Below are 19784 nucleotides of genomic sequence, written 5' to 3' on the forward strand. Positions count from 1 at the left end.
CAACTAGCTTGTAATTCCACTGGAGGCACTTATGACAGACCTATATAGAACCGATTATATGCTCTGGGTGGAAGAGCAGAAAAAGCTGCTGGCTGCCAGACGTTTTGATGAGCTTGACCTTGAAAACTTGCTGGAAGAAGTTGCAGACATGGGAAAAAGTGAGCCGAGAGCGTTCAAAAGACATCTTATTCAGTTATTGAGCCACTTGTTAAAATGGGACTTTCAGCAGAATCAGGTTAATGACCTCAGGGACATAGACCATTGGTTTCGCAGCTGGGTGGATACCATTCAAATTCAGAGGTATTCCGCAGCAGCAGTTCTGACCGATAATCCTAACCTGAAATCAAAGCAACAGGCTATTTACCTTGAAGCCTATCAACAGGCCCGGATATTGGCTGCCAAGGGGTTAAACAGTTATTTGGATTCAAGACATTTTACCGCGAAAGACTTCCCCGAAGATTGCCCATGGACACTCGAGCAGGTGATGGGCGAAGACTTTTTACCTAAAGCCAGACTTAATTAAGTCTGGCACCAAGGAGCCTGACCGAGAAGCTTCACAGCGACTGCATAAACTTCTTCATCAGAGGTACATGTCGGCGACTTACTGACAGCGGCTCTTCGACCCCACTGAGCCAGATAAAGTAATGGCCCTGCTCGTCACGCACCATCCTCTCTATGGCCTTTCTGGCCACCAGGGCATTTCTGTGGATACGAACAAATCTGGCATTAAATTCAGATTCCAGGTTTTTCAGCGGGTCATCAATGAGCACTTCACCGTTCTTGTGATAAACCGTGATGTATTTGCTGTCTGCCATGAAGTAGTAGATATCATCCAGGGGTACCAGCTCTATGCCCTTGAGGGTCTTGGCAGCAATATGGCTGCGAGCGTTATCATCCAGATCATCTTTCAGGCTGGCCAGTTGCAGACGATTGACTTTAGCGGCGCCAACCAGGGCTCGTTGCAGCTCTTCGAGTTTCACCGGCTTAAGCAGATAGCCCACCGCCTGAACCTGAAAAGCTTCAATCGCGTGAGTATCATAAGCAGTGCAGAAAATCACCGCAGGCGGATGCTCCAGCTTACTGATATGAGCGGCTGCCTCCAGACCTCCCATAACAGGCATACGAATATCCATCAGGACAATATCGGGCTGGTATTTACGACAAAGCTCAAGGGCTTCAAGGCCATTCCCTGCATCGTGTTCCAGAGCCTGAAAGCCCTCTAAACGTCCCAGCAGGTGTCGCAGACGGTCTCTTGCCAGCGGTTCATCATCGGTGATCAGTATGTTCATGGTTATCGCCACCGTAAGGGTAAGTGATCAAAGTTTCAAACTCCTGGGTATCTCCACTCTCACCCTCAAACAGCTGAGCTTCTACACTGGCTTTGTTACCAAAAAGCATATTCAGTCTGGAGCGGATATTGACCAGAGCCAACTGATTGCCCTGAGCTCCCCTGGCATAGCCGGAAGGGTTGCTCTGAACCGGGTTTCGGACTCTGATAGTGATGTTATCGTTGCTCCTGCCAATATCTACACTCACGGTGCCACCTTTTTCCAGTGGCTGGATACCATGATAAACCGCGTTTTCAACAATGGGCTGCAATGTCAGGGGTGGAATATCGACATCTTCAGGGATTAACTCAATATTCCACCGGGTTTGCAGACGGTTTCCCAATCGGTGCTGCTCAATGCGCAAATAGCGCTGACACAGCTCGATCTCTCTGCTCAGGGCAATGCTGTTGCCATGATCCTGAAGGCTGGAGCGAAACAGATCCGACAAATCTTCAACGGCCTGTTCGGCCTTGTCCGGATCGATATGAATCAGGCTGGCGATGATGTTCATCGAGTTAAAAAGAAAGTGAGGGCGGATGCGAGCCTGCAACGCCTCAAAGCGGGCAGCGTGGCTGGCTTTCTGCTCTTTCCTGGCTTCCTGTTGGACGTAGAAATAACGCAGCAGCATGGCTGTGATGATCAGGGCAACGGTGACATGCCTGACCAGTTGCGGCCATTGTGGATAACTGTCAATAAAAGCATCTCGCCACAAAAACCATTGAGCCACGAGCGTAAATATCAGAGTGGTTGTCGCTGCGACACCAAGGCAACTGATAATAATGACCATCAGCTTCTGACGCTTCAGAATGGGCCGGAGTCGACAAAGAACAGCGCCTGAGACCAGGGAGATCCACTGCACAAACATGGACGTCATAGCCAGACGGTTCCAGTCAAGATCGCCCAGGCCAGGCAAAGTAAGCACCTGGATCAGGACAAACAGCTCAGAAATCAGAACCAGCATAAAGACGGCACTGGGAGAACATAAATCCGGCAGGAAAAAGTCGTCCTCATCCCGAATTCTGGTCACTTTAAATGGCAAGAGGGAGCATCCTGTATCTGGTTTATTCTATTTGTTGAGTGCGCTACCTAAACTCACCCAGTTCACTCTATAATGCCGTAGCCGGGCTCAGTCATCCACAGGCTGGCCGGAAAAATCAGAATACCAAGAAAGAGGTAGCAAATGTCTGATAGCAGCAATCAGCAGTGGGGTGGAAGGTTCAGCGAGGGAGTGGATGCATTTGTCGCGCGATTCACCGCCTCCATTGATTTTGATCGTCGCCTTTATCGTCATGATATCGAAGGCTCGATGGCTCACGCTCGTATGCTGCAAAAATCAGGCATTCTGAGCCAGGATGAGCTGTCTGCCATTCTGGGCGGTCTTGAAGGCATTCTGGAAGACATCGAAAACAACAACATCGACTGGTCCACCGAACTGGAAGATATTCATATGAATATTGAAGCCAGACTGACCGACCGAATTGGTGATGCCGGTAAGAAACTGCACACAGGACGTTCCAGGAACGATCAGGTGGCGACCGATATACGCTTATGGCTCAGGGAAGAAATTGACCATATTGATAATGAGTTAAAAAGGTTACAGAACGGTCTGGTCGAACTGGCAGAACAGGAAGCAGACACCATCATGCCAGGCTTTACTCATCTGCAAACCGCACAACCTGTGACGTTTGGACATCACCTGATGGCCTGGTATGAAATGCTGGTAAGAGACAGTGAACGTCTACAGGACTGCCGGAAACGGGTTAACGTCTCACCCCTTGGAGCGGCGGCCCTGGCCGGAACCACCTATCCGATTGATCGTGAATTCACCGCCAAAGCGTTAGGTTTTGATCGTCCATCCAGGAACTCGTTAGATTCAGTCAGTGACAGGGATTTCGCTATAGAGTTCTGCTCAGTGGCGGCACTGCTGATGACGCACCTGTCCCGAATGTCAGAAGAGTTGGTACTTTGGACCTCGGCTCAGTTTGATTTTATCGATCTGCCGGATCGCTTCTGTACCGGTTCATCCATTATGCCCCAGAAGAAAAATCCGGATGTGCCTGAACTGGTGAGAGGTAAGACGGGAAGGGTCAATGGCCACCTGATCAGCCTGCTGACTTTGATGAAATCTCAGCCATTGGCCTACAACAAAGACAATCAGGAAGATAAAGAACCCCTGTTTGATACCGTGGACACTCTGAAGGACTGCCTGCGAGCCTTTGCCGACATGGTTCCACATATCCAGTCCAAAAAAGAAAACATGGCCGCCGCCGCCCGCCGTGGATTCAGCACCGCGACGGATCTGGCGGATTATCTGGTCAGGCAGGGGATGCCATTTCGCAATGCCCACGAAGTGGTCGGCAAGGCGGTGGCCTTCGGCATTGAGCAGAAAAAAGACCTGTCAGAAATGAGCCTGGAAGAGCTGACCGTTTTCTCAGACACCATTAAGGAAGATGTGTTTGATGTGTTGACACTGGAGGGGTCCGTGGCTGCCCGGAGTCATATTGGGGGGACGGCGCCTGAACAGGTAAGATGGGCCGTGGGGCAGGCTCGGAAGCTTGCCAATAGCAAAAGTTAGCGCAAGGGGCTTGCTCTGCAAGCTGGGTACAACCCCGTCCAAAGTACGGGGTTGTTCACTTATTCGATAATATCTTCTACAGACAAACTGAGCGCTTCAGAAAGCTTGGCAAGGGTTTTTACGGAACCTGTTTTTCTTCCTGTTTCGATCTGGGCAATCATGGATGCAGAAACTCCAGACTTTTCAGAAAGTGCATCCTGAGTGAGATCACGATACTCTCTCCAGACTTTTAAAGGGTTTTCATTCAGCAGACGATCAGCAACGTCTGAAGTAATAAATTCCTCATTACCGCTCTCAAGATTTTCCCAGAAGTTGTCATAGTCTTTTATGTCTTTGCTTTCTTCTGCCAGCTCAATAAGCTTTTCATACATGGCATACGGGATTACTGCGAATGCCGGGACGCCCTCATGCTTCAGTATTTCTACCATTTTATTTCTCCCGGGGGATTACCTCTCCCTTTGTTTGTAAACCTGACCTCTGTTATCCAAATCATCAATGACGTATCTCATATATTATCCTCAAGTGACCGACCCCGACTTTTTTCTATAGGGATCCAACGGATATGTATAGAAAACACCAGTTTTCTATACACGTTCTGATAACATGTATAGAAAATGGCACTTTCCTATACATGTTGGGAGTCACTGTGACCTCTTATCAACCGACTGACCTACCCCTGGCCCATGAAAATGAGCTGGAAACACGTCAGGTACTAAAAAAGCTGGCTGTCGCCCACCGGCATCTGGCAGAACTGAAAGGCGTCGTACGCTCCATTCCCAACGAAGCCATCCTGATCAGCACCCTGACGCTTCAGGAAGCCAAAGACAGCTCAGAGGTGGAAAATATTGTCACTACTCATGATGAGCTGTTTAAAAACAACCTGACAGAATCACCCTACAGCCCTGCAACAAAAGAAGTTAAAAGTTACGCCAGAGCATTGAGCCGTGGCTTCGACACTGTCAGGAAAACAGGGATGCTTCGCTTTCAGGATATTCTCGATGTTCAGCAAACACTGGAAGAAAACCGGGCAGGCTTACGAAAAAACCCGGAAAGGGTTGAGTCACTGATGACAAACTTGGTGGCCTATCTGAATGATGATGAGCTTTCAGACAATGATCCGCTGGTAAAAATGGCGGTTATTCACTTTCAGTTTGAGAGCATTCATCCTTTTTACGATGGCAATGGCCGAACAGGCCGGATCATTAATATTCTTTACCTGGTCACTCAGCAGTTACTGAATCTGCCAGTGCTCTATTTAAGTCGCTACATCATTCGAAACAAAGCTCAGTACTATTCACGATTACAGGCAGTGAGAGACCATGGCGACTGGGAAACCTGGTTGCTGTTCATGCTTGAAGCCGTGTCGGAAACATCGAAAGAAACCACTGCTCTGATCGGTGAAATAAAAATCCAGATGCAAGCTGTAAAGCATAGAATGCGTGAAGAACTACCCAAAATGTACAGTCAGGACCTGCTCAACCATCTGTTCTGTCACCCTTACACAAAAATCGAGTTTATTGAAAAAGAACTGAATGTCAGCCGACTGACCGCTACCAAGCACCTCAACCAGCTGTGCAGCAAGGGTTTTTTGGTTAAGCAAAAAATGGGGCGAAGCAATTATTATATTAACGAACCCTTGGTTAAACTGTTTCTGGATATTGGTCAATAATCGGAGGCCAGCTCTCCGGTCAGGGTTTAAGCGCCAGCGAACCCACAGCCATATAGAAGTCAGAGCTCTGGTGTTCAGCTTCCCATACATCAAGCGACGTTTGCATGTTCAGCCAGCTGGCGACACTGGTGTTGGTGGCAATGGCGATCCGTATGGCAAGGTCTCGGGTGCAGGGTTTTTTCTGGTTCACAAACTCAGACAGGTGCTTGCGGGAAACGTCCAGCACTTCAGCCGCTTTAGTCACGCTGATTCCGGCAGGCTCCAGTACATCAAGACGGAACACCACGCCGGGATGAGTCGGCTTTCTGTTTCTGGTTCGGCTCATAGCTCACTCTCCTTAATGATATTGCTCGTAGTCAACATTGGTTGCGTTACTGCCTTCAAACTCGAAAGTAATGCACCAGGGGCCATTCACGTGCACCGAGTAGCGACCGGCTGACTTTGGATTTAACTTGTGAAAGTCATATCCGGGCAAGCGCATATCAGCTGGTTGTGTGGCAGCATCGAGACGGTCAAGGCGAGTAGTCAGTCGTTGCGCATGTTTCGAATTTATTCCCATAAACTACCACCACCAATTCTAAAGATTTGGTGGTGGTTTTACAGAGCAAGCTCTGTGTAGGCCGGTTTCCGACCCCAACTCATTTAACGCCCAGATTAAATTAACCCGTGCGGCGGCAATATCCCGATCTTCATTGCAACCACAGACTTCGCATTGATGCACCCGTTCTTTCAGTGTCTTTTTCTTCACTGACCAGCATACAGGGCAACGCTGCGAGGGTTTAAGTTTCCTTGTCGGTGTCTCTATGAATAGCCCACCAGTTTCCTTCACTTTGTAGGCGATCATAGCCAGCAAGGTCGCTGGCGCAGTGTCTAAAATCTCACGGTTTAAACCTGCTTTCTGTTTTACGTTTTTCCCGGGCTTCTCTGAGGTACCTTTTGCACTGCCGGTCATATTCTTGACCTGCAATTTCTCAGTCGCCACAAGAGCGTATTGCGAGGCTACTTGAGCCGATAATTGATGATGTTCATGGTTGCGCCGGTTAGCTGCTTTCCGGTGATGAGTGGACAGCTTCTTGCAGGCTTTCTTCCATCGGTTCGAGCCTTTTTTCTTTCTGCTAACCGCTTGCTTCAGAGCCTTTAGTTTTTCTCTTTCCTGCTGAAACCAACGGGGATTATCAACCTGATAACCATCGGATTCTGTTGCAACGCTGAGAAGCTTGTTTACTCCCCAGTCAAGGCCGCAAGCCTTACCGCTAGCCGGTTCTCTTAATACACCATTGCATTCCATCGTGAGGCTGATAAGCCACTCTCCCCCACGATGCAAAAGCTCCATGCTTTTAATCTTGCCTGCAACTCTGGCTTTGCCGCGACAACGTATGTGACCAACACCCGTCAGTCTCAATCGTCCATGCTTCCAATCCTCTCCAGGAGTGAACCGCCAACCATCACCGTGCGAGCTAAAGCCGATGCCCGGATAACGCTTGTGGGATTTGAAGCGGGGGAACCCTGGTTCTTTTACACCCGAGTTGACACGACGAAAGAAGGCTGAGAAAGCTTTATCCAGTCGTCTTAGAGTGACCTGAAGGCTGCTGTAATTGAGTGTCGCAAACTCCGGTATTTCTTCACGAATCACCTTGATCTGCGGTTGCTGGTCTTTGTTCTTAATGGATATACGGCACTTCCGGTATGCCTCTATTCGCTCCTGAAGTGCTGCATTATAAAACTCACAATGCAACCGCAAAGCGTGATTCAGGGCTTCGGCCTGCTGCTTTGTGGGATATAGCTTGTAAGTTGCTTTGCGTAGTTCCATATCTCTATTATACAATTGGTTACTATGACTAAATCAAGTATTAAAACTCTAAATCACTGCACTTATGCACTTTCATACCATTTGGTTCTTGTTACCAAGTACCGGCGCAAAGTATTGTCTGATGCAATGGTTAAACGCTTTAAAGAAATGGCAAAAGTGCGTTGCGAGGCGTGGGGAGGGGAGTTGATAGAGTGTGAGTCGGACAACTGTGATCATGTTCATTTATTGATAGAGCTGCCGCCAACTGCTGCACTGTCGGATTTTGTTAATGCTTTGAAGACGGGAACAAGCCGGATCTTACGAAAAGAGTTCGGTGAACAGTTGTCGAGGTTTTATACAAAGCCCGTTTTATGGTCGAGGTCTTATTTTGTGAGCAGTACAGGTGGTGCAAATATCGATACCGTCAATAATTACTTTGCGTCCCAGGGGCAAGGCTAGCGCCTTGCTCGCTATCCCCCTCCACCCTATTGCTTCGCAAAAGGATGGAGAACCCCGCGACTAATGTTGGTGGAACCATCGTAAAAGAAGTCTTCCAGCCCTTTATGTAGGAACCGCTTGATCGCCATACCGCCAACCTATAACTGATATGGCTACAGACTAGCACAGTGTAACCATTTCGGTGCCAAAATATTTTTACTAGCGTAAAAATGTACAGTAAGAACTTTCTCAACCATCTGTTCTGCAACCTTATACAAAAATCGAGTTCATCGAAAAAAACCGACTGACCGCCACCAAGTACCTCAATCAGCTGTGCAGCAAGGATTTTTTGGATAAGCAAAAGATGGGGCGAAGCAATTATTTATTGGTCAGTAATCGAAGGAAAAACAATACAAAAGCCTTTAAGTACTGAGAACAATTGTCGATGCTCGGTATAAGCGGTTAACAAACCAGAGGGAATTGCATGCCTGCCGTCGAGCCACCTAAAGCACAGAACCACTCTGTTTCCAGAGATAACCAGTACGTTTATTCTCACAACCGCTTTGGTCGTGGTTGCCATTTCGTTGGGAGATTTCTGTCACGACCGGTTTCACTGGTAGCCGATTCGGCAACAAAGCTGTTTGCCCATGACCGGCCGGGCAAAAGCGACTCGTCTTCCAAGACGCAAAGTGTACCGCTGTTGGCCAGAAAGGTGGCCCGGGCGACTGCCGTGACACTGTTTCTGGTGCCCTCATTAGCATTGGGAGTAGTGGGGTTCTCCCTCCGCATGATCGGCAATCTGTTCAGGAAAGAAATTTCCCTGATTCAGTCTGATGCTCCACCCACCACTTATCGTCCTGAGCGGGGCCTGCATTTGATGACCTACAACACGGGCCTGATGCCGTCGTTTATCCGTAATCTGAACGACCTGCGCTCATCACAGCAGCGCTGTCACGAGATTGCCAGTGCATTAACCCGCAATCCTGACATTACTCCCGATGTTGTCTGCTTTCAGGAGGCCTTTGACCAACAGGCAACGGAGCAGCTCTGTCAGGATCTCAGTGGCCACTACCACCATATTGTTCACAGTGTTGCCCCCCGGGAAACCGGATTGAACAGTGGCCTGGCCATTGCCAGCAAATATCCCGTAAAAGAGGCAACATTCCGGCCTTTCTCTGATCTGGCTGCAGAAGACCAGCTGGCCAATAAAGGGTTGCTGCGGATCGTCCTGGATCTTGGTAATGATAAAACCGCCGTGGTTTATAATGCCCACCTTCAGGCCAAGGAGGGTGAAGTCTATGAAGCGATTCGCAATGACGAGTTGTATCAGATAAGAAAATGGGTTGAAGAAGATGGCCATAACGACAAACAAAATAAGCGATACCATGTCGGCACCTTCCTGATGGGAGACCTGAACGTTGCCCGCTCAGACGAACAGGGAGAGGTGGCTAAAGACCACGAGTACGATAACGCCATGAAGGCACTGGGGCCAGATTTCTCTAACGGTTACTACGATACCCATAACGAAGAAAATGATACCCGGCTGGCTGACAGCAGCGAGCCATTTTTTGTCGATAGCGATCAGGCGCAGGAAAATCGTCAGGAGCCGAATGGGTCATGGTATCTTGGCGCCGGAAACAGAATGCCTCAACAGTGGGCAAGCAAGCGCTGGCAAGAACACCCCGACGTGGCAGGGCGCTGTATCTATGACTACCAGCTGGTGCATGGGGACACTGAAAAAAAATGGGCATCCCATGTAGAAATACGACAACTGGGGCTTGATGCTAACAATGCTCTGGAAAGCGGGTTATCTGACCATTTGCCGGTTTCGGTTATTTACCGGGAAGCGGAAGGATTTTCCGCTGCCATTGCTGATCTGGAACCGGAGGATTTTACTGCCCGGGAGGTTAAGGAGCTGGTTGATAAACTCAAGCGTGCCTACGGTCATCAACCCAGTAATGAGATCAGTGAGAATGTCATTGATCCAGCGTTCGCAGGCGTCAATCCCCTGAGTAAAATTGCTGATCTAAGGTTTCAGCATAAAGAAAAGCCTGAGATTGTGAATGAGCTTAACCGGCTCGAAAAAACACTCAGGCAGAGTATGAATCCTGTTTCTGGGGCATCCGGGGCGGACAGACCTGCATAGTAGACCTGCATAGTCGGCTAGCCGGCCACGGCATAATGCTTGTCCAGAGAGCTGTACCCCAACCCGGTCTCTTTCCTGACTTCAATCCGTGTGGGTATCCTTTCTTTCAGTGATTCTATATGGGAGATAACACCCACCATCTTGCCCGAAGCATTGAGGTTATCCAGGGCATCCAGCGCTATTTCCAGTGTCTCCTGATCCAGTGTGCCGAAGCCTTCGTCGAGAAACAGCGAGTCAATGCTGGTTTTATGGCTGACCAGATCAGACAAAGCCAGTGCCAGCGCCAGACTGACCAGAAAGCTCTCGCCTCCTGAAAGGGTTTTGATATCTCTGGCAGTATCACCCTGCCAGGTATCAATGACTTCCATACTGAGGGCTTCGCCGGACTTTCTGTGTAGCTGATAACGGCCATGCAGCCTTTGTAACTGTTGGTTGGCCAGATAAATCAGGTGGTCGAGGGTCAGTCCCTGGGCAAACTTACGAAACTTGTCGCCTTTTGCCGAGCCAATCAGACTGTTGAGATGTTCCCAGACGGCAAACTGCTGTTTCTGCTGGCTGATCCGGGCTACCCAGTCAGACAACTGCTGACGTTTTTTCTGGTCTTCGGTGAGTGCCTGCCGGATTTCACCCAGCCGTTGATGATTCAGGCTCAGCTCTGCGGTCTGTTGTCCCAGGCGGGTCAGGATTTCTTCAGAGGCTTGCTCAGTCAGGGCTTCTTTCAACAGTTTTGCCAGGGTGGCTTCCGCCAGCTTGAAACGCTCACCACTGCTGGCAATGGCCTTGTCCAAAGTGTTTTTCAATGCTTCCAGCTCAGTACGTTGTTCAGGAGCAAGCAACGCCTGCTGAAACTGTTCGCTGGAATCAAAGGGGCTGTCTTCCAGAGTGGTCTGCCAGTGTGTCGCTTTTTCCTCCAGTTCGGACTGGTGAGCTTTTTGGTCATTGAGATGTTGTTGAATAGAGCCTGACAGCTCGCTGACCGCTCGCTGTGATGTCTGGAACGCCGTTTCTGCGTTTTTAACGTTTTGTTCAGCGGTGATAATGGCCTGCTCGATCCTGCTGCGTTCCTCAGTGACCTTCAGTTCGCCAAACAAGGTGAATCTCATATCTTTGCGATCAGCCTGCTCTGCGCTGATCTGATCCAGCTGCCGATTTAATTGCCCGGCCTGCTGCCGGGACTGATCCAGATTCTGCTCATGCATTTGTATCTCATGATTGAGCGTTTGCAGCGCCTGCTGTTGCTCCAGACTCTGCTGATGGCAGGTCTGCCAGCGCTCCTTCAACGCTGTCTGGCTTGTGAGCCAGTTGTCCTGACTTGCCAGTGTCGGGAGTGCTGTTTGCAGGGATTGCTGAAGGCTGGCCTCCAGTTGGCTCAGTTCCTGCTCTTGCCGGGAAAGCTGCTGACTCAGGGTTTTGACCTGCTCTGAAGCCTGACTCAATTGTTGCTGCAACAGAGCCAGTTGCGACTGTTTCTGATCGAGCTGCTGCTGTTCCTGAGTGGCCGTCTTTTGGGTGCTTTGCAGTTGCTGATTGAGGGTGTCCAGCTGTTTGACCTGCTCATTGATGGCTGCCATCTTCTCTCTTGCGCTGCTCAGCCAGGCGTTGACTGACTCCGTGTCAGAGATAGTCAGTTGCAGGTGCAATGACTGACAAAGCTGCTGCCACTCTTCCAGGGTCGATGCCTGTTGATCCTGACATTCCCGAATGCGTTTTTCTGACGCAGTGCACAGGGTTTTCAGCTCCGTTTCCTGTTGCTTTTTCCGGGTTCCCTGCTGTTCCAGTTCTGCCACAAGCTGCTTCTTTTCCTGATGTCGATGAAGAGTGGAGTCGACGTCTACCTGTTGATAACTCTCTATGGCAGGATGTGTGGTTGAGCCACAGAGTGGGCAGGCTTCGCCTTCTTTCAGCTGATGACGATGTTCACTGAGGCTGGCAATTTTTTGTTCTTGCAGCAGCAGGGTTTCCAGATCTTTCAGATGCTGAGCTTCTTTTCTGTAAAGATCCCTTTGTTGGGTCAATGCTGTCTGAACACTGGTCAGTTTCTTTTTATTGTCATCCAGCGTCGTTTTTTCTGCACAGAGACTATTCTGGTTTTCAAGGTGCTGCTTAACCAGAGTTTTTAGCTGCTGGCACAGGGGCACTTTTTCCATCAGGGTTTGTTGCTGTTCCCTGAGTGCAGGCTCTTCCTGACCCCCAAGCCAATGCTGGCGTTGAGCCTGCTGTTGCTCCAACAGGTGTTTGGACTGGGTCAGTCTCTCCTGACTGGCAGTTTGCCGTTCCAGTAATTTCTGACGTCGGGTGTCGTTTTTCTTAATCTGAGTATTCTGTTCTTGCAGCGAGTGTCTGAGCTGATGAATCTGCTGTGTCAGAGACTTTCTCTGATCAAACTGCGAATGCCACAGAGGCAGTTGTTCTGCCAGCTTCTCGTGATGAGCGTGTTGTGTCAGATAGTCAGAAGCCTGTTTTAGAGAGTGCTGAAGTTGTTGGTGATGCTGTTGCCGTGTTGAGTGTTGCTCTTGCTGGAGCTGAAGCGTTTTATTGAGTTCTTTTTGTGCTTCAGAAAGCTCGGCAAGACTGCGCTCAGCCTCGGCTATTTTAAGATCCAGGGGAATGATCTGATCCGCTATCAGTTGCTCAGTTTCTGCTTTTTGCTGTTTGACCTGCTCCAGATTTTCCTGTGCATTTTTGCTGGCCTGTGCTTTTTTGATCAGAGCTTCCTTAAGTGTCTGTTCCTGCACCAGCAGTTCATCCAGCTGTTTCTGGCGATGGACAGCCGCTGTTTTCAGGGTCGATAACTGGTCGTAGACTGGCTTTATTTCCAGGGCAGGAATCGCTTCGTCCAGCTTTTTCAGTGTTTCACGATGGGTTTCCCGTTGTTCGAGGTTTTGCTGGTGTAACTGCCCGGATGTTTGTTTTTCTTGCTCAAGCTCTGCTTTCTTTTCCAGCCAGCTCTGCTGTCTGTTCAGTTCATCCATCTGGCTCTGTATTTTGCCGGTGGATTCCGTCAGGCCCGTCTGTTCTTTAGTCAGCTGTTCCAGGACACTGTCGTCCAGCAGCTCAATGCCTTCCGTTCTGGCCTGAAGCAGGTTGAGCGTTTCCTGCTCTGTTCTTGCCCGCTCAAATACCCGGCGGGAAATTTCTCCGTAAATATCCGTACCGGTCAGTTCTTCCAGAAGCTCGGCCCGGTCATTGGCACTGGCTTGCAGAAAAGCGGCAAATCCCCCCTGAGCCAGCATCATGGACTTGGTAAAACGACCAAAGTCGAGACCGGTAATATCGCTGACGATTTTTAATTTGTCGTTAATACGACTGGTCATGATGGAGCCATCCAGCTTCGCCAACTCTACCTGTGGACTTTGCAACTTTCCGTCCGCTTTGCCCCTGGCCCGACGCTGGGACCAGAAAGAACGATAGCCCTGGCCCTGAACTTCAAACTCCACTTCGGCCAGGGATTCTGAGGTATGACGTGTCATCAACTCGTTATCGCTGGCAGAAACCGTGCTCAGTCGCGGTGTCTGGTGATAGAGAGCCAGACAGATAGCATCCAGCAGCGTGGTTTTTCCGGCACCCGTGGGACCGGTGATGGCAAAAAGGCCATTGTTGCGAAAGTGATCTTCGGTGAAATCAATTTTCCACTCACCTTTAAGCGAGTTGATGTTCTTCAGACGTAAACTGAGGATTTTCAAACCATCAACTCCTTCTTGCTCTCAGGCTCAGCGGTTTTGTTGTCGTCATCCGGCTCATCCAGACTGGCAAGGATTTCATCAAACGCCTGTCTGAGAGTGGCTGTGCGTTGTTCGTCAAGGTCTTCGTCGTTTAATCGCCGGGTAAACACTTCAGCAACATCCAACTCATCCAGCGTTTCTTTACTTTCACTTTGCAGGGCAGCGCGATTGATTTCACGCTTTCGACGCACCCTTAATACTTCCAGATTCCGGTCTTCCAGCATGGTCTGTATCGGTTTTTGCAGGTCGGTGAGGTAGTCGTCAGTGCTGACTTCCAGTTCCAGCCAGGTGGTGAGTGAGCTGTCGTCATTGATCTGCGCCAGTGCCTGCTGAAGGGTCTCCAGGCTGCCCTTGAGACTTTTAAGGGGGCGAAAGGTGGGCACTTCCAGTTCGGTGATGGTTGGCGCAGCGTTAGGCTCAAGGTCCACCAGCACGACCTGTTTGCGGGCAGAAGTTTCATCAAAGCTCAGTGGGATGGGGGAGCCTGAGTAACGGATATGAGCCTGGTCCGAGACCTTCTGGGCACGGTGCAGGTGTCCCAGGGCGATGTAGTCTGCCGGAGGAAAAGCACTGGCCGGAAAAGCCGACAATGTTCCAATATAAATATCCCGCACCGACTCGGTCATTTGGCCACCGACCGTGGTCAGGTGTCCTGTTGCAATGGTTGGCAGGTTTTTGTCACAAGCCAGTTTGAACACTGTCTGATAGTGTCCGGCAATGGCATTCTGCAGAGCCTGTTGTTTATCGGTGTCACTGTCGCCTGCCTGACTTTCCAGAACATCCCTGGGGCGAATAAAAGGTATGGCACAGACGACGGCGCCGGGTTCTCCCTGATGGTTCTTCAAAACCACGATCTGGTCCTGTGGGTTTTCTGTAACGCCTCCCACTACATGGGTATTCAGACAGGCCAATAAATCTTTGGACTCATTCAGGGTTGAGACCGAGTCATGGTTGCCGCCGACAATAATCAGTTGCTGGCAGCAGGTTTTTTGAAGATCGACAATAAACCGATTGTAAAGGGTTCGTGCATAGCTGGGAGGTGTTCCGGTATCAAAAATATCACCGGCAATAAGGATGGCGTCCACCGAGTTCTCATTGACGGTTGCCAGCAGCCAGCGAATAAATGCCTGATGTTCAGGCTCACGGCTCTTGCCCATAAAGTGCTGGCCAAGGTGCCAGTCAGATGTGTGGAGGATGCGCATGGGTTGAAGATTAATCAGAAAGAGAGATTGACCGTAGAGAATAAGAGAAATTTGTACCTTTTTCACGAAACATTGATCTGTGAGATAGGCCAATATCGGCAAAGGTGATAACGTAATCGGTTTCATCATGCCGAAAAAAAGGGTGACAAATGCTCATCATCCGGCTAAACAGAATCCAGAAGCTCTTCAACCGGAAGGTTACACTATGCGCTTAATTCCTCTCTCTGCTAAACCCGATGTGGGCAAATGGGCTGCCAGACATATTGCCAGAAGGATCAACGAGTTCAAGCCGACGGCGGACAAACCCTTTGTCCTGGGTCTGCCAACAGGCGGCACGCCTTTGGCTACCTACAAGAACCTGATTGAGATGAACCGTGCCGGCGAAGTGAGCTTTGAGCATGTCGTGACGTTCAACATGGACGAATACGTGGGTATTCCCGCCGATCATCCGGAATCCTACCGTACCTTCATGTTCAAGAACTTCTTTGAACATATTGATATCCGTCACGAGAACATTAATCTGCTCAACGGCAATCCGAAAGATCTGGAAGCCGAATGCCAGCGCTATGAAGAAAAGATCAAATCATACGGCGGTATTGACCTGTTTATGGGTGGGGTCGGTCATGATGGTCATATTGCCTTTAACGAGCCAGGTTCTTCCCTGTCTTCACGCACCCGTATCAAGACCCTGACTGACAAGACCCGTCAGGCTAATTCCCGCTTTTTTGAAAACGACATTGACCAGGTACCCAAACTGGCCCTGACCATTGGTGTGGGCACGTTAATGGATGCCCGTGAGGTTATGATTCTGGTCACCGGTGCCGACAAAGCCTACGCTCTCCATGCGGCGGTAGAAGGTTCTGTGAATCATCTGTGGACCATTTCTGCCATGCAGATGCACCCAAAAGCCATGATCGTCTGTGATGAAGACGCCACCATGGAACTGCGAGTGAAAACCCTGAAATATTTTGCCGAGCTGGAAGCTGAAAATATTCGCGGTCTCTGAATAACCAGAGGCTCAGTATTTGACGGCTGGGCAAAATATTTTTCATGGCAAAAAAAGCAGTTATGGAAATCACCATCTATAATTTCGCGTTGGGTTAACCCGGAGATTTCATAAAGCGTTGGCAACAGCCGACGAGCGACGTTCATTTTTTTTGTGCCTGTCAAACGACGGACAGGCCAGTGTTTATGAAGTCAAAGCGTCTTTATGGAACTTCCGGGTTACGACATCAGAAGAGGCTTTTTTAATTATGAAAGTTTTACTGGCTGTTCCTGTTGGTGTAATCCTTTCCGGCTTTCTGTCCGTGGCATCTGCGGTGGACGTGACGTTCAGAGACGAAACGGTGGGGAGCGGTTATGGTTTCAGTGCCAAGGCACCGGGCTTTGCACATGATTCTATGAGGTATTTCAGAAAGGTAAATGGCTTGTCGGTCTCATTGGACAATGTCATAAAGTCCGGTGTTTATATTCCCATTAATACCATTATTGATCTCCAGAACGTGGATAATGATCTTTATCCCACTGACGCCAAGTACCCTGAGGGGAAGGTAGCCTGGAGCATAGATAGTCCAGATGTCTATGAACCTACTTATATGTTTACCGTTTTTGCCGGTGGTAAATTCTATTATGCTAATGAACGAACCTACCAGATTACCTTGACAGTGGATGGTAGAGATTACGGCCCGGTGAAAACAGACAAGCAAAGTAACTTTTCACCCACTTACTTCAAGAAGGTACCTTTCTCAGAGAGCAGTAAGCTAACGATAACCCTGAGCCCGGAACCTGCAGGAGAGCAATCCCCCCCAAGTCGTGAGCTTTAACGATACCCCACCCCGCCTGGAGCGGGGTGGTTAAGCTCAGAACAGCTTGAGAATACCTTCGACGGTGCCGCGGGCATCTCCGAAAAGCATACGAGCATTGTCTTTAAAGAAAAGAGGATTCTGAACACCGGCATAGCCTGTTGCCATAGAGCGTTTAAAAACCACTGTTCTTTCTGCTTCCCAGACACGAAGCACGGGCATACCGGCAATCGGGCTGTCTGGGTCTTCTGCCGCCGGGTTTACCGTGTCGTTGGCACCAATCACCAGAACAACATCGGTTTTAACAAAATCGTCGTTGATCTCATCCATCTCTTCAACGACATCATAAGGCACTTTTGCTTCGGCCAGCAGAACGTTCATATGACCTGGCAGACGACCCGCAACCGGGTGAATACCAAAACGTACTTTAATGTTCAGGGCCTGCAACTTGTTGACCAGCTCTTTCAGGGGGTGCTGAGCCTGGGCAACGGCCATACCGTAGCCGGGAGTAATGATCACACTGGAAGCCGTTTTAAGCATTTCGGCGACTTCTTCAACATTGACCTCAGTGTACTCACCCTGTTCTTCACCTCCTGCTACAGAGCCACCTTCGGTGCCAAAACCGCCCAGGATAACCGATATAAAGGAGCGGTTCATGGCGGCACACATCAGGTAAGAAAGAATGGCACCTGAAGAGCCTACCATGGCACCTGTAATAATCAGCAGGTTGTTGCCCAGCATAAAACCGGTAGCCGCAGCGGCCAGACCGGAGTACGCATTCAGCATGGAAACCACAACCGGCATGTCAGCACCGCCAATGCCAAGCACCAGCGTGATACCAAACATAAGGGCCAGGGCTGTCATAACAATCAATGCCAGAATGCTACCCTGTTGCACATAAACAATGCCCATCAAAATAGCCAAACCAATCAGGGCCAGATTAGTCCAGTGTCCACCAGCCAATGATACGGGACGACTGCTGATGTTACCGTTCAGTTTCAGGCAGGCAACCACCGAACCACTGAAGGTAATGGCACCAATGATCATGCCAACGAAAACTTCAATGCTGTGGATCAGGTGATCAGTAGACGACACCAGACTGGAGGCTATCCTGACCACTGATTCTGAAGCTTGAATAGCACTGGAAAAACCGATCAATACCGCTGCCAGCCCACCAAAACCATTGAGAATGGCGACCAGCTGGGGCATTTCTGTCATTTCCACCGTCTTTGCCAGCACCAGCCCTGTGGCTGTACCGACAATCATCATAATGGTGATATAGGTGAAACCTTCCAGATGGGCATAACCGAGAGTGGCCAAAACGGCGATGACCATGCCGACCATGCCATAGAGATTCCCGCTTCTGGCAGAATCCTGCCGACTGAGACCCGCCAGACTCATGACAAACAGCAGTGCTGCTATCAGGTAGGCGGATTCTAATAATCCTTTTGACATTCCTGTAACTCCCGCTGTGTTTAGCTATTTCTGATGAACATCTTGAGCATCCGCTGGGTCACAGCGAAACCACCAACAATATTGATCATGGCCACCAACAGGGCGATACCCGACAGAGTCAGGATAATAGTGTGATCACCTCCCATTTGCGTCAGAGCACCAATAACGATGATGCCGCTGATGGCGTTCGTCACACTCATTAGAGGTGTATGCAGGGCAGGCGTGACATTCCAGATGACGTAGTAGCCAATAATGGACGACAGAACAAATACGGTGAAGTGTTGCAGGAAACTGGCCGGAGCTGAATGGGCAACCCAGCTGAAAATGACAGCACCGGCAGCCATCAGGACTGGCTTCAGCCAGGGGCGGGAAGGCTTCTCCTGCTTAACGTCAGCAACCTTCGGGGCAGATTTGGCTGCCGGAGCTGCACTGACTTTAACAGGTGGTGGAGGCCAGGTAATCTTGCCCTCTTTAACAACAGTGAGGCCACGAACCACTTCGTCATCAAAGTCGATGGTCAGGTTGCCGTCTTTCTCGGGTGTCATCAGTTTCAGCATATTTACCAGGTTGGTGCCGTATAACTGGGAAGACTGAGTCGGCAGTCGACTGGGCAGATCGGTATATCCGATTACCGTAACACCGTGTTTGACCACAACCTTGTCTTTTTCTGTGCATTCACAGTTGCCGCCGGTCTGGGCAGCCAGATCGACAATAACACTGCCCGGCTTCATGGCTTTAACCATGTCCTCCAGGATCAGTTTGGGTGCCGGGCGACCCGGAATCAGGGCAGTGGTGATAATGATGTCGACCTCTTTGGCCTGTTCCATAAACAAGGCCATCTCGGCATCAATAAAGGCCTGACTCATTTCTTTGGCGTAACCGTCAGAAGATTTCTGCTGCTCTTCCTCGTTGGCTGAAAAGTCCAGCTCCAGGAATTGAGCGCCCATGCTTTCTACCTGTTCCTTGACTTCAGGACGAGTGTCGAAAGCACGAACAATAGCCCCCATACTGCCCGCCGCTCCCAGGGCAGCGAGACCGGCAACCCCGGCACCAATAACCATGACCTTGGCCGGTGGAATTTTACCTGCGGCGGTAATCTGGCCGTTAAAGAAGCGGCCAAAGTGATGTGAAGCTTCAACAACAGCCCGATAACCGCCAATATTGGCCATGGAGCTGAGGGCGTCCAGTGATTGGGAACGGGAGAGACGGGGTACGCTGTCCAGGGCCAGCACGTTGATGTTGCGCTGGCTGAGCTTGTTCATAAGTTCTTCATTCTGGCCGGGCCAGATAAAGCTGGCGAGGGTAGCGCCGTCTTTTAATAGAGATATTTCGTCGTCTGTCGGTGCGTTCACTTTCAGGACAATATCACAACTCCAGACTTCTGAACGTTCTGCAATTTGAGCACCAGCCTCTTCAAAAGCGGCATCATCAAAACTGGCTTTACTGCCAGCTCCGCGCTCAACGATGACGTCGTAACCGAGCTTTTGCAGCTTGCCTGTGGTATCAGGCGTAGCGGCAACCCGGTTTTCGTTATCCTGAATTTCTCCAGGGATTCCTATCCGCATATCAATCACCTAATGTCGCCAAAAAACAGGGGCAGCTGGTTGCTAAGTCTACTCAATGAATCAGGGCTTTGCTTAATCGGAATGAGTCAGGGT

General features: G+C 49.8%; 18 protein-coding genes. 8 read left to right on the forward strand and 10 right to left on the reverse strand.

Features of this window, described 5'->3' with window-relative positions:
• The first annotated feature begins 31 nt into the window (after positions 1 to 31).
• The gene (locus K7B67_RS19795) at positions 32 to 523 is read left to right on the forward strand and encodes a DUF29 domain-containing protein (protein WP_252177577.1); all 492 of its coding nucleotides are present in this window, start codon (positions 32 to 34) and stop codon (positions 521 to 523) included.
• Positions 524 to 554: 31 nt separating this feature from the next.
• Here K7B67_RS19795 and K7B67_RS19800 read toward each other — a convergent pair whose 3' ends face one another.
• Both K7B67_RS19800 and K7B67_RS19805 read right to left on the reverse strand, forming a co-directional pair.
• The gene (locus K7B67_RS19800; RefSeq protein WP_252177578.1) at positions 555 to 1289 is read right to left on the reverse strand and encodes a LytTR family DNA-binding domain-containing protein; all 735 of its coding nucleotides are present in this window, start codon (positions 1287 to 1289) and stop codon (positions 555 to 557) included.
• Positions 1267 to 2367, reverse strand: coding sequence for a histidine kinase (locus K7B67_RS19805; protein ID WP_252177579.1), 1101 nt, complete (start codon positions 2365 to 2367; stop codon positions 1267 to 1269). The genes K7B67_RS19800 and K7B67_RS19805 overlap by 23 nt, the downstream gene beginning before the upstream one ends.
• A 141-nt stretch (positions 2368 to 2508) precedes the next feature.
• On the opposite strand from K7B67_RS19805, the gene argH reads away from it, so the two are divergent.
• Positions 2509 to 3903 carry an argininosuccinate lyase gene (argH, locus tag K7B67_RS19810; protein ID WP_252177580.1) on the forward strand — a complete coding sequence of 465 codons (1395 nt, stop codon included), beginning with the start codon at positions 2509 to 2511 and terminating at the stop codon, positions 3901 to 3903.
• Between the two features lie 59 nt (positions 3904 to 3962).
• Here argH and K7B67_RS19815 read toward each other — a convergent pair whose 3' ends face one another.
• Positions 3963 to 4331, reverse strand: a complete 369-nt coding sequence (locus K7B67_RS19815) for a helix-turn-helix transcriptional regulator (protein ID WP_252177581.1) — start codon at positions 4329 to 4331, stop codon at positions 3963 to 3965.
• 218 nt (positions 4332 to 4549) lie between these two features.
• Between K7B67_RS19815 and K7B67_RS19820 the strand changes: the two genes are divergently transcribed.
• Complete coding sequence (locus K7B67_RS19820; RefSeq protein WP_252177582.1) at positions 4550 to 5572, forward strand: Fic/DOC family N-terminal domain-containing protein; 1023 nt, start codon at positions 4550 to 4552, stop codon at positions 5570 to 5572.
• Positions 5573 to 5591: 19 nt separating this feature from the next.
• Here the strand turns inward: K7B67_RS19820 and K7B67_RS19825 are convergent, their stop codons facing one another.
• From K7B67_RS19825 to K7B67_RS19835, 3 genes are read right to left on the reverse strand one after another with little or no spacing between them, the layout of a single operon-like run.
• A complete protein-coding gene (locus tag K7B67_RS19825; protein ID WP_252177583.1) occupies positions 5592 to 5897 on the reverse strand; it encodes a HigA family addiction module antitoxin in 306 nt (101 codons plus the stop codon).
• 12 nt (positions 5898 to 5909) lie between these two features.
• Positions 5910 to 6131 (reverse strand): type II toxin-antitoxin system RelE/ParE family toxin, encoded by a 222-nt coding sequence (locus K7B67_RS19830; RefSeq protein ID WP_252177584.1) that lies wholly within the window; start codon positions 6129 to 6131, stop codon positions 5910 to 5912.
• A gap of 18 nt (positions 6132 to 6149) precedes the next feature.
• On the reverse strand, positions 6150 to 7382 hold the full coding sequence (locus K7B67_RS19835) for a transposase (RefSeq protein ID WP_252177585.1): 1233 nt from the start codon (positions 7380 to 7382) through the stop codon (positions 6150 to 6152).
• Positions 7383 to 7406: 24 nt separating this feature from the next.
• Between K7B67_RS19835 and tnpA the strand changes: the two genes are divergently transcribed.
• The 3 genes from tnpA to K7B67_RS19845 all read left to right on the forward strand — a co-directional run bounded on the left by tnpA (position 7407) and on the right by K7B67_RS19845 (position 9945).
• Positions 7407 to 7820 (forward strand): IS200/IS605 family transposase, encoded by a 414-nt coding sequence (tnpA, locus tag K7B67_RS19840; protein WP_252177586.1) that lies wholly within the window; start codon positions 7407 to 7409, stop codon positions 7818 to 7820.
• 241 nt (positions 7821 to 8061) lie between these two features.
• Complete coding sequence (locus K7B67_RS24010; RefSeq protein ID WP_346658281.1) at positions 8062 to 8232, forward strand: hypothetical protein; 171 nt, start codon at positions 8062 to 8064, stop codon at positions 8230 to 8232.
• 51 nt (positions 8233 to 8283) lie between these two features.
• Positions 8284 to 9945, forward strand: coding sequence for an endonuclease/exonuclease/phosphatase family protein (locus tag K7B67_RS19845; RefSeq protein WP_252177587.1), 1662 nt, complete (start codon positions 8284 to 8286; stop codon positions 9943 to 9945).
• A gap of 17 nt (positions 9946 to 9962) precedes the next feature.
• On the opposite strand, the gene K7B67_RS19850 is transcribed toward K7B67_RS19845, so the two are convergent.
• Positions 9963 to 13628 carry an SbcC/MukB-like Walker B domain-containing protein gene (locus tag K7B67_RS19850; RefSeq protein ID WP_252177588.1) on the reverse strand — a complete coding sequence of 1222 codons (3666 nt, stop codon included), beginning with the start codon at positions 13626 to 13628 and terminating at the stop codon, positions 9963 to 9965.
• Complete coding sequence (sbcD, locus tag K7B67_RS19855) at positions 13625 to 14935, reverse strand: exonuclease subunit SbcD (RefSeq protein WP_252177589.1); 1311 nt, start codon at positions 14933 to 14935, stop codon at positions 13625 to 13627. The genes K7B67_RS19850 and sbcD overlap by 4 nt, the downstream gene beginning before the upstream one ends.
• A 139-nt stretch (positions 14936 to 15074) precedes the next feature.
• Here sbcD and nagB point away from each other — a divergent pair, with 139 nt between their 5' ends.
• The gene (nagB, locus tag K7B67_RS19860) at positions 15075 to 15875 is read left to right on the forward strand and encodes a glucosamine-6-phosphate deaminase (RefSeq protein ID WP_252177590.1); all 801 of its coding nucleotides are present in this window, start codon (positions 15075 to 15077) and stop codon (positions 15873 to 15875) included.
• A 247-nt stretch (positions 15876 to 16122) separates the two neighbouring features.
• Positions 16123 to 16692 carry a hypothetical protein gene (locus K7B67_RS19865; protein WP_252177591.1) on the forward strand — a complete coding sequence of 190 codons (570 nt, stop codon included), beginning with the start codon at positions 16123 to 16125 and terminating at the stop codon, positions 16690 to 16692.
• A gap of 36 nt (positions 16693 to 16728) precedes the next feature.
• On the opposite strand, the gene pntB is transcribed toward K7B67_RS19865, so the two are convergent.
• The gene (gene pntB / locus K7B67_RS19870; protein WP_252177592.1) at positions 16729 to 18126 is read right to left on the reverse strand and encodes a Re/Si-specific NAD(P)(+) transhydrogenase subunit beta; all 1398 of its coding nucleotides are present in this window, start codon (positions 18124 to 18126) and stop codon (positions 16729 to 16731) included.
• Positions 18127 to 18146: 20 nt separating this feature from the next.
• On the reverse strand, positions 18147 to 19691 hold the full coding sequence (locus K7B67_RS19875; protein WP_252177593.1) for a Re/Si-specific NAD(P)(+) transhydrogenase subunit alpha: 1545 nt from the start codon (positions 19689 to 19691) through the stop codon (positions 18147 to 18149).
• Between the last annotated feature and the right edge of the window lie 93 nt (positions 19692 to 19784).

The sequence above is a fragment of the Endozoicomonas sp. 4G genome (assembly GCF_023822025.1).
GTDB lineage: Bacteria > Pseudomonadota > Gammaproteobacteria > Pseudomonadales > Endozoicomonadaceae > Endozoicomonas_A.

What these genes read in the sequence shown, in the direction of transcription:
- K7B67_RS19795 (WP_252177577.1), top strand. Translation starts at nt 32, where the DNA reads ATGACAGACCTATATAGAACCGATTATATGCTCTGGGTGGAAGAGCAG.
- K7B67_RS19800 (WP_252177578.1), bottom strand. Translation starts at nt 1,289, where the DNA reads ATGAACATACTGATCACCGATGATGAACCGCTGGCAAGAGACCGTCTG.
- argH (WP_252177580.1), top strand. Translation starts at nt 2,509, where the DNA reads ATGTCTGATAGCAGCAATCAGCAGTGGGGTGGAAGGTTCAGCGAGGGA.
- K7B67_RS19815 (WP_252177581.1), bottom strand. Translation starts at nt 4,331, where the DNA reads ATGGTAGAAATACTGAAGCATGAGGGCGTCCCGGCATTCGCAGTAATC.
- K7B67_RS19825 (WP_252177583.1), bottom strand. Translation starts at nt 5,897, where the DNA reads ATGAGCCGAACCAGAAACAGAAAGCCGACTCATCCCGGCGTGGTGTTC.
- K7B67_RS19830 (WP_252177584.1), bottom strand. Translation starts at nt 6,131, where the DNA reads ATGGGAATAAATTCGAAACATGCGCAACGACTGACTACTCGCCTTGAC.
- K7B67_RS19835 (WP_252177585.1), bottom strand. Translation starts at nt 7,382, where the DNA reads ATGGAACTACGCAAAGCAACTTACAAGCTATATCCCACAAAGCAGCAG.
- tnpA (WP_252177586.1), top strand. Translation starts at nt 7,407, where the DNA reads ATGACTAAATCAAGTATTAAAACTCTAAATCACTGCACTTATGCACTT.
- K7B67_RS19845 (WP_252177587.1), top strand. Translation starts at nt 8,284, where the DNA reads ATGCCTGCCGTCGAGCCACCTAAAGCACAGAACCACTCTGTTTCCAGA.
- nagB (WP_252177590.1), top strand. Translation starts at nt 15,075, where the DNA reads ATGCGCTTAATTCCTCTCTCTGCTAAACCCGATGTGGGCAAATGGGCT.
- K7B67_RS19865 (WP_252177591.1), top strand. Translation starts at nt 16,123, where the DNA reads ATGAAAGTTTTACTGGCTGTTCCTGTTGGTGTAATCCTTTCCGGCTTT.
- pntB (WP_252177592.1), bottom strand. Translation starts at nt 18,126, where the DNA reads ATGTCAAAAGGATTATTAGAATCCGCCTACCTGATAGCAGCACTGCTG.
- K7B67_RS19875 (WP_252177593.1), bottom strand. Translation starts at nt 19,691, where the DNA reads ATGCGGATAGGAATCCCTGGAGAAATTCAGGATAACGAAAACCGGGTT.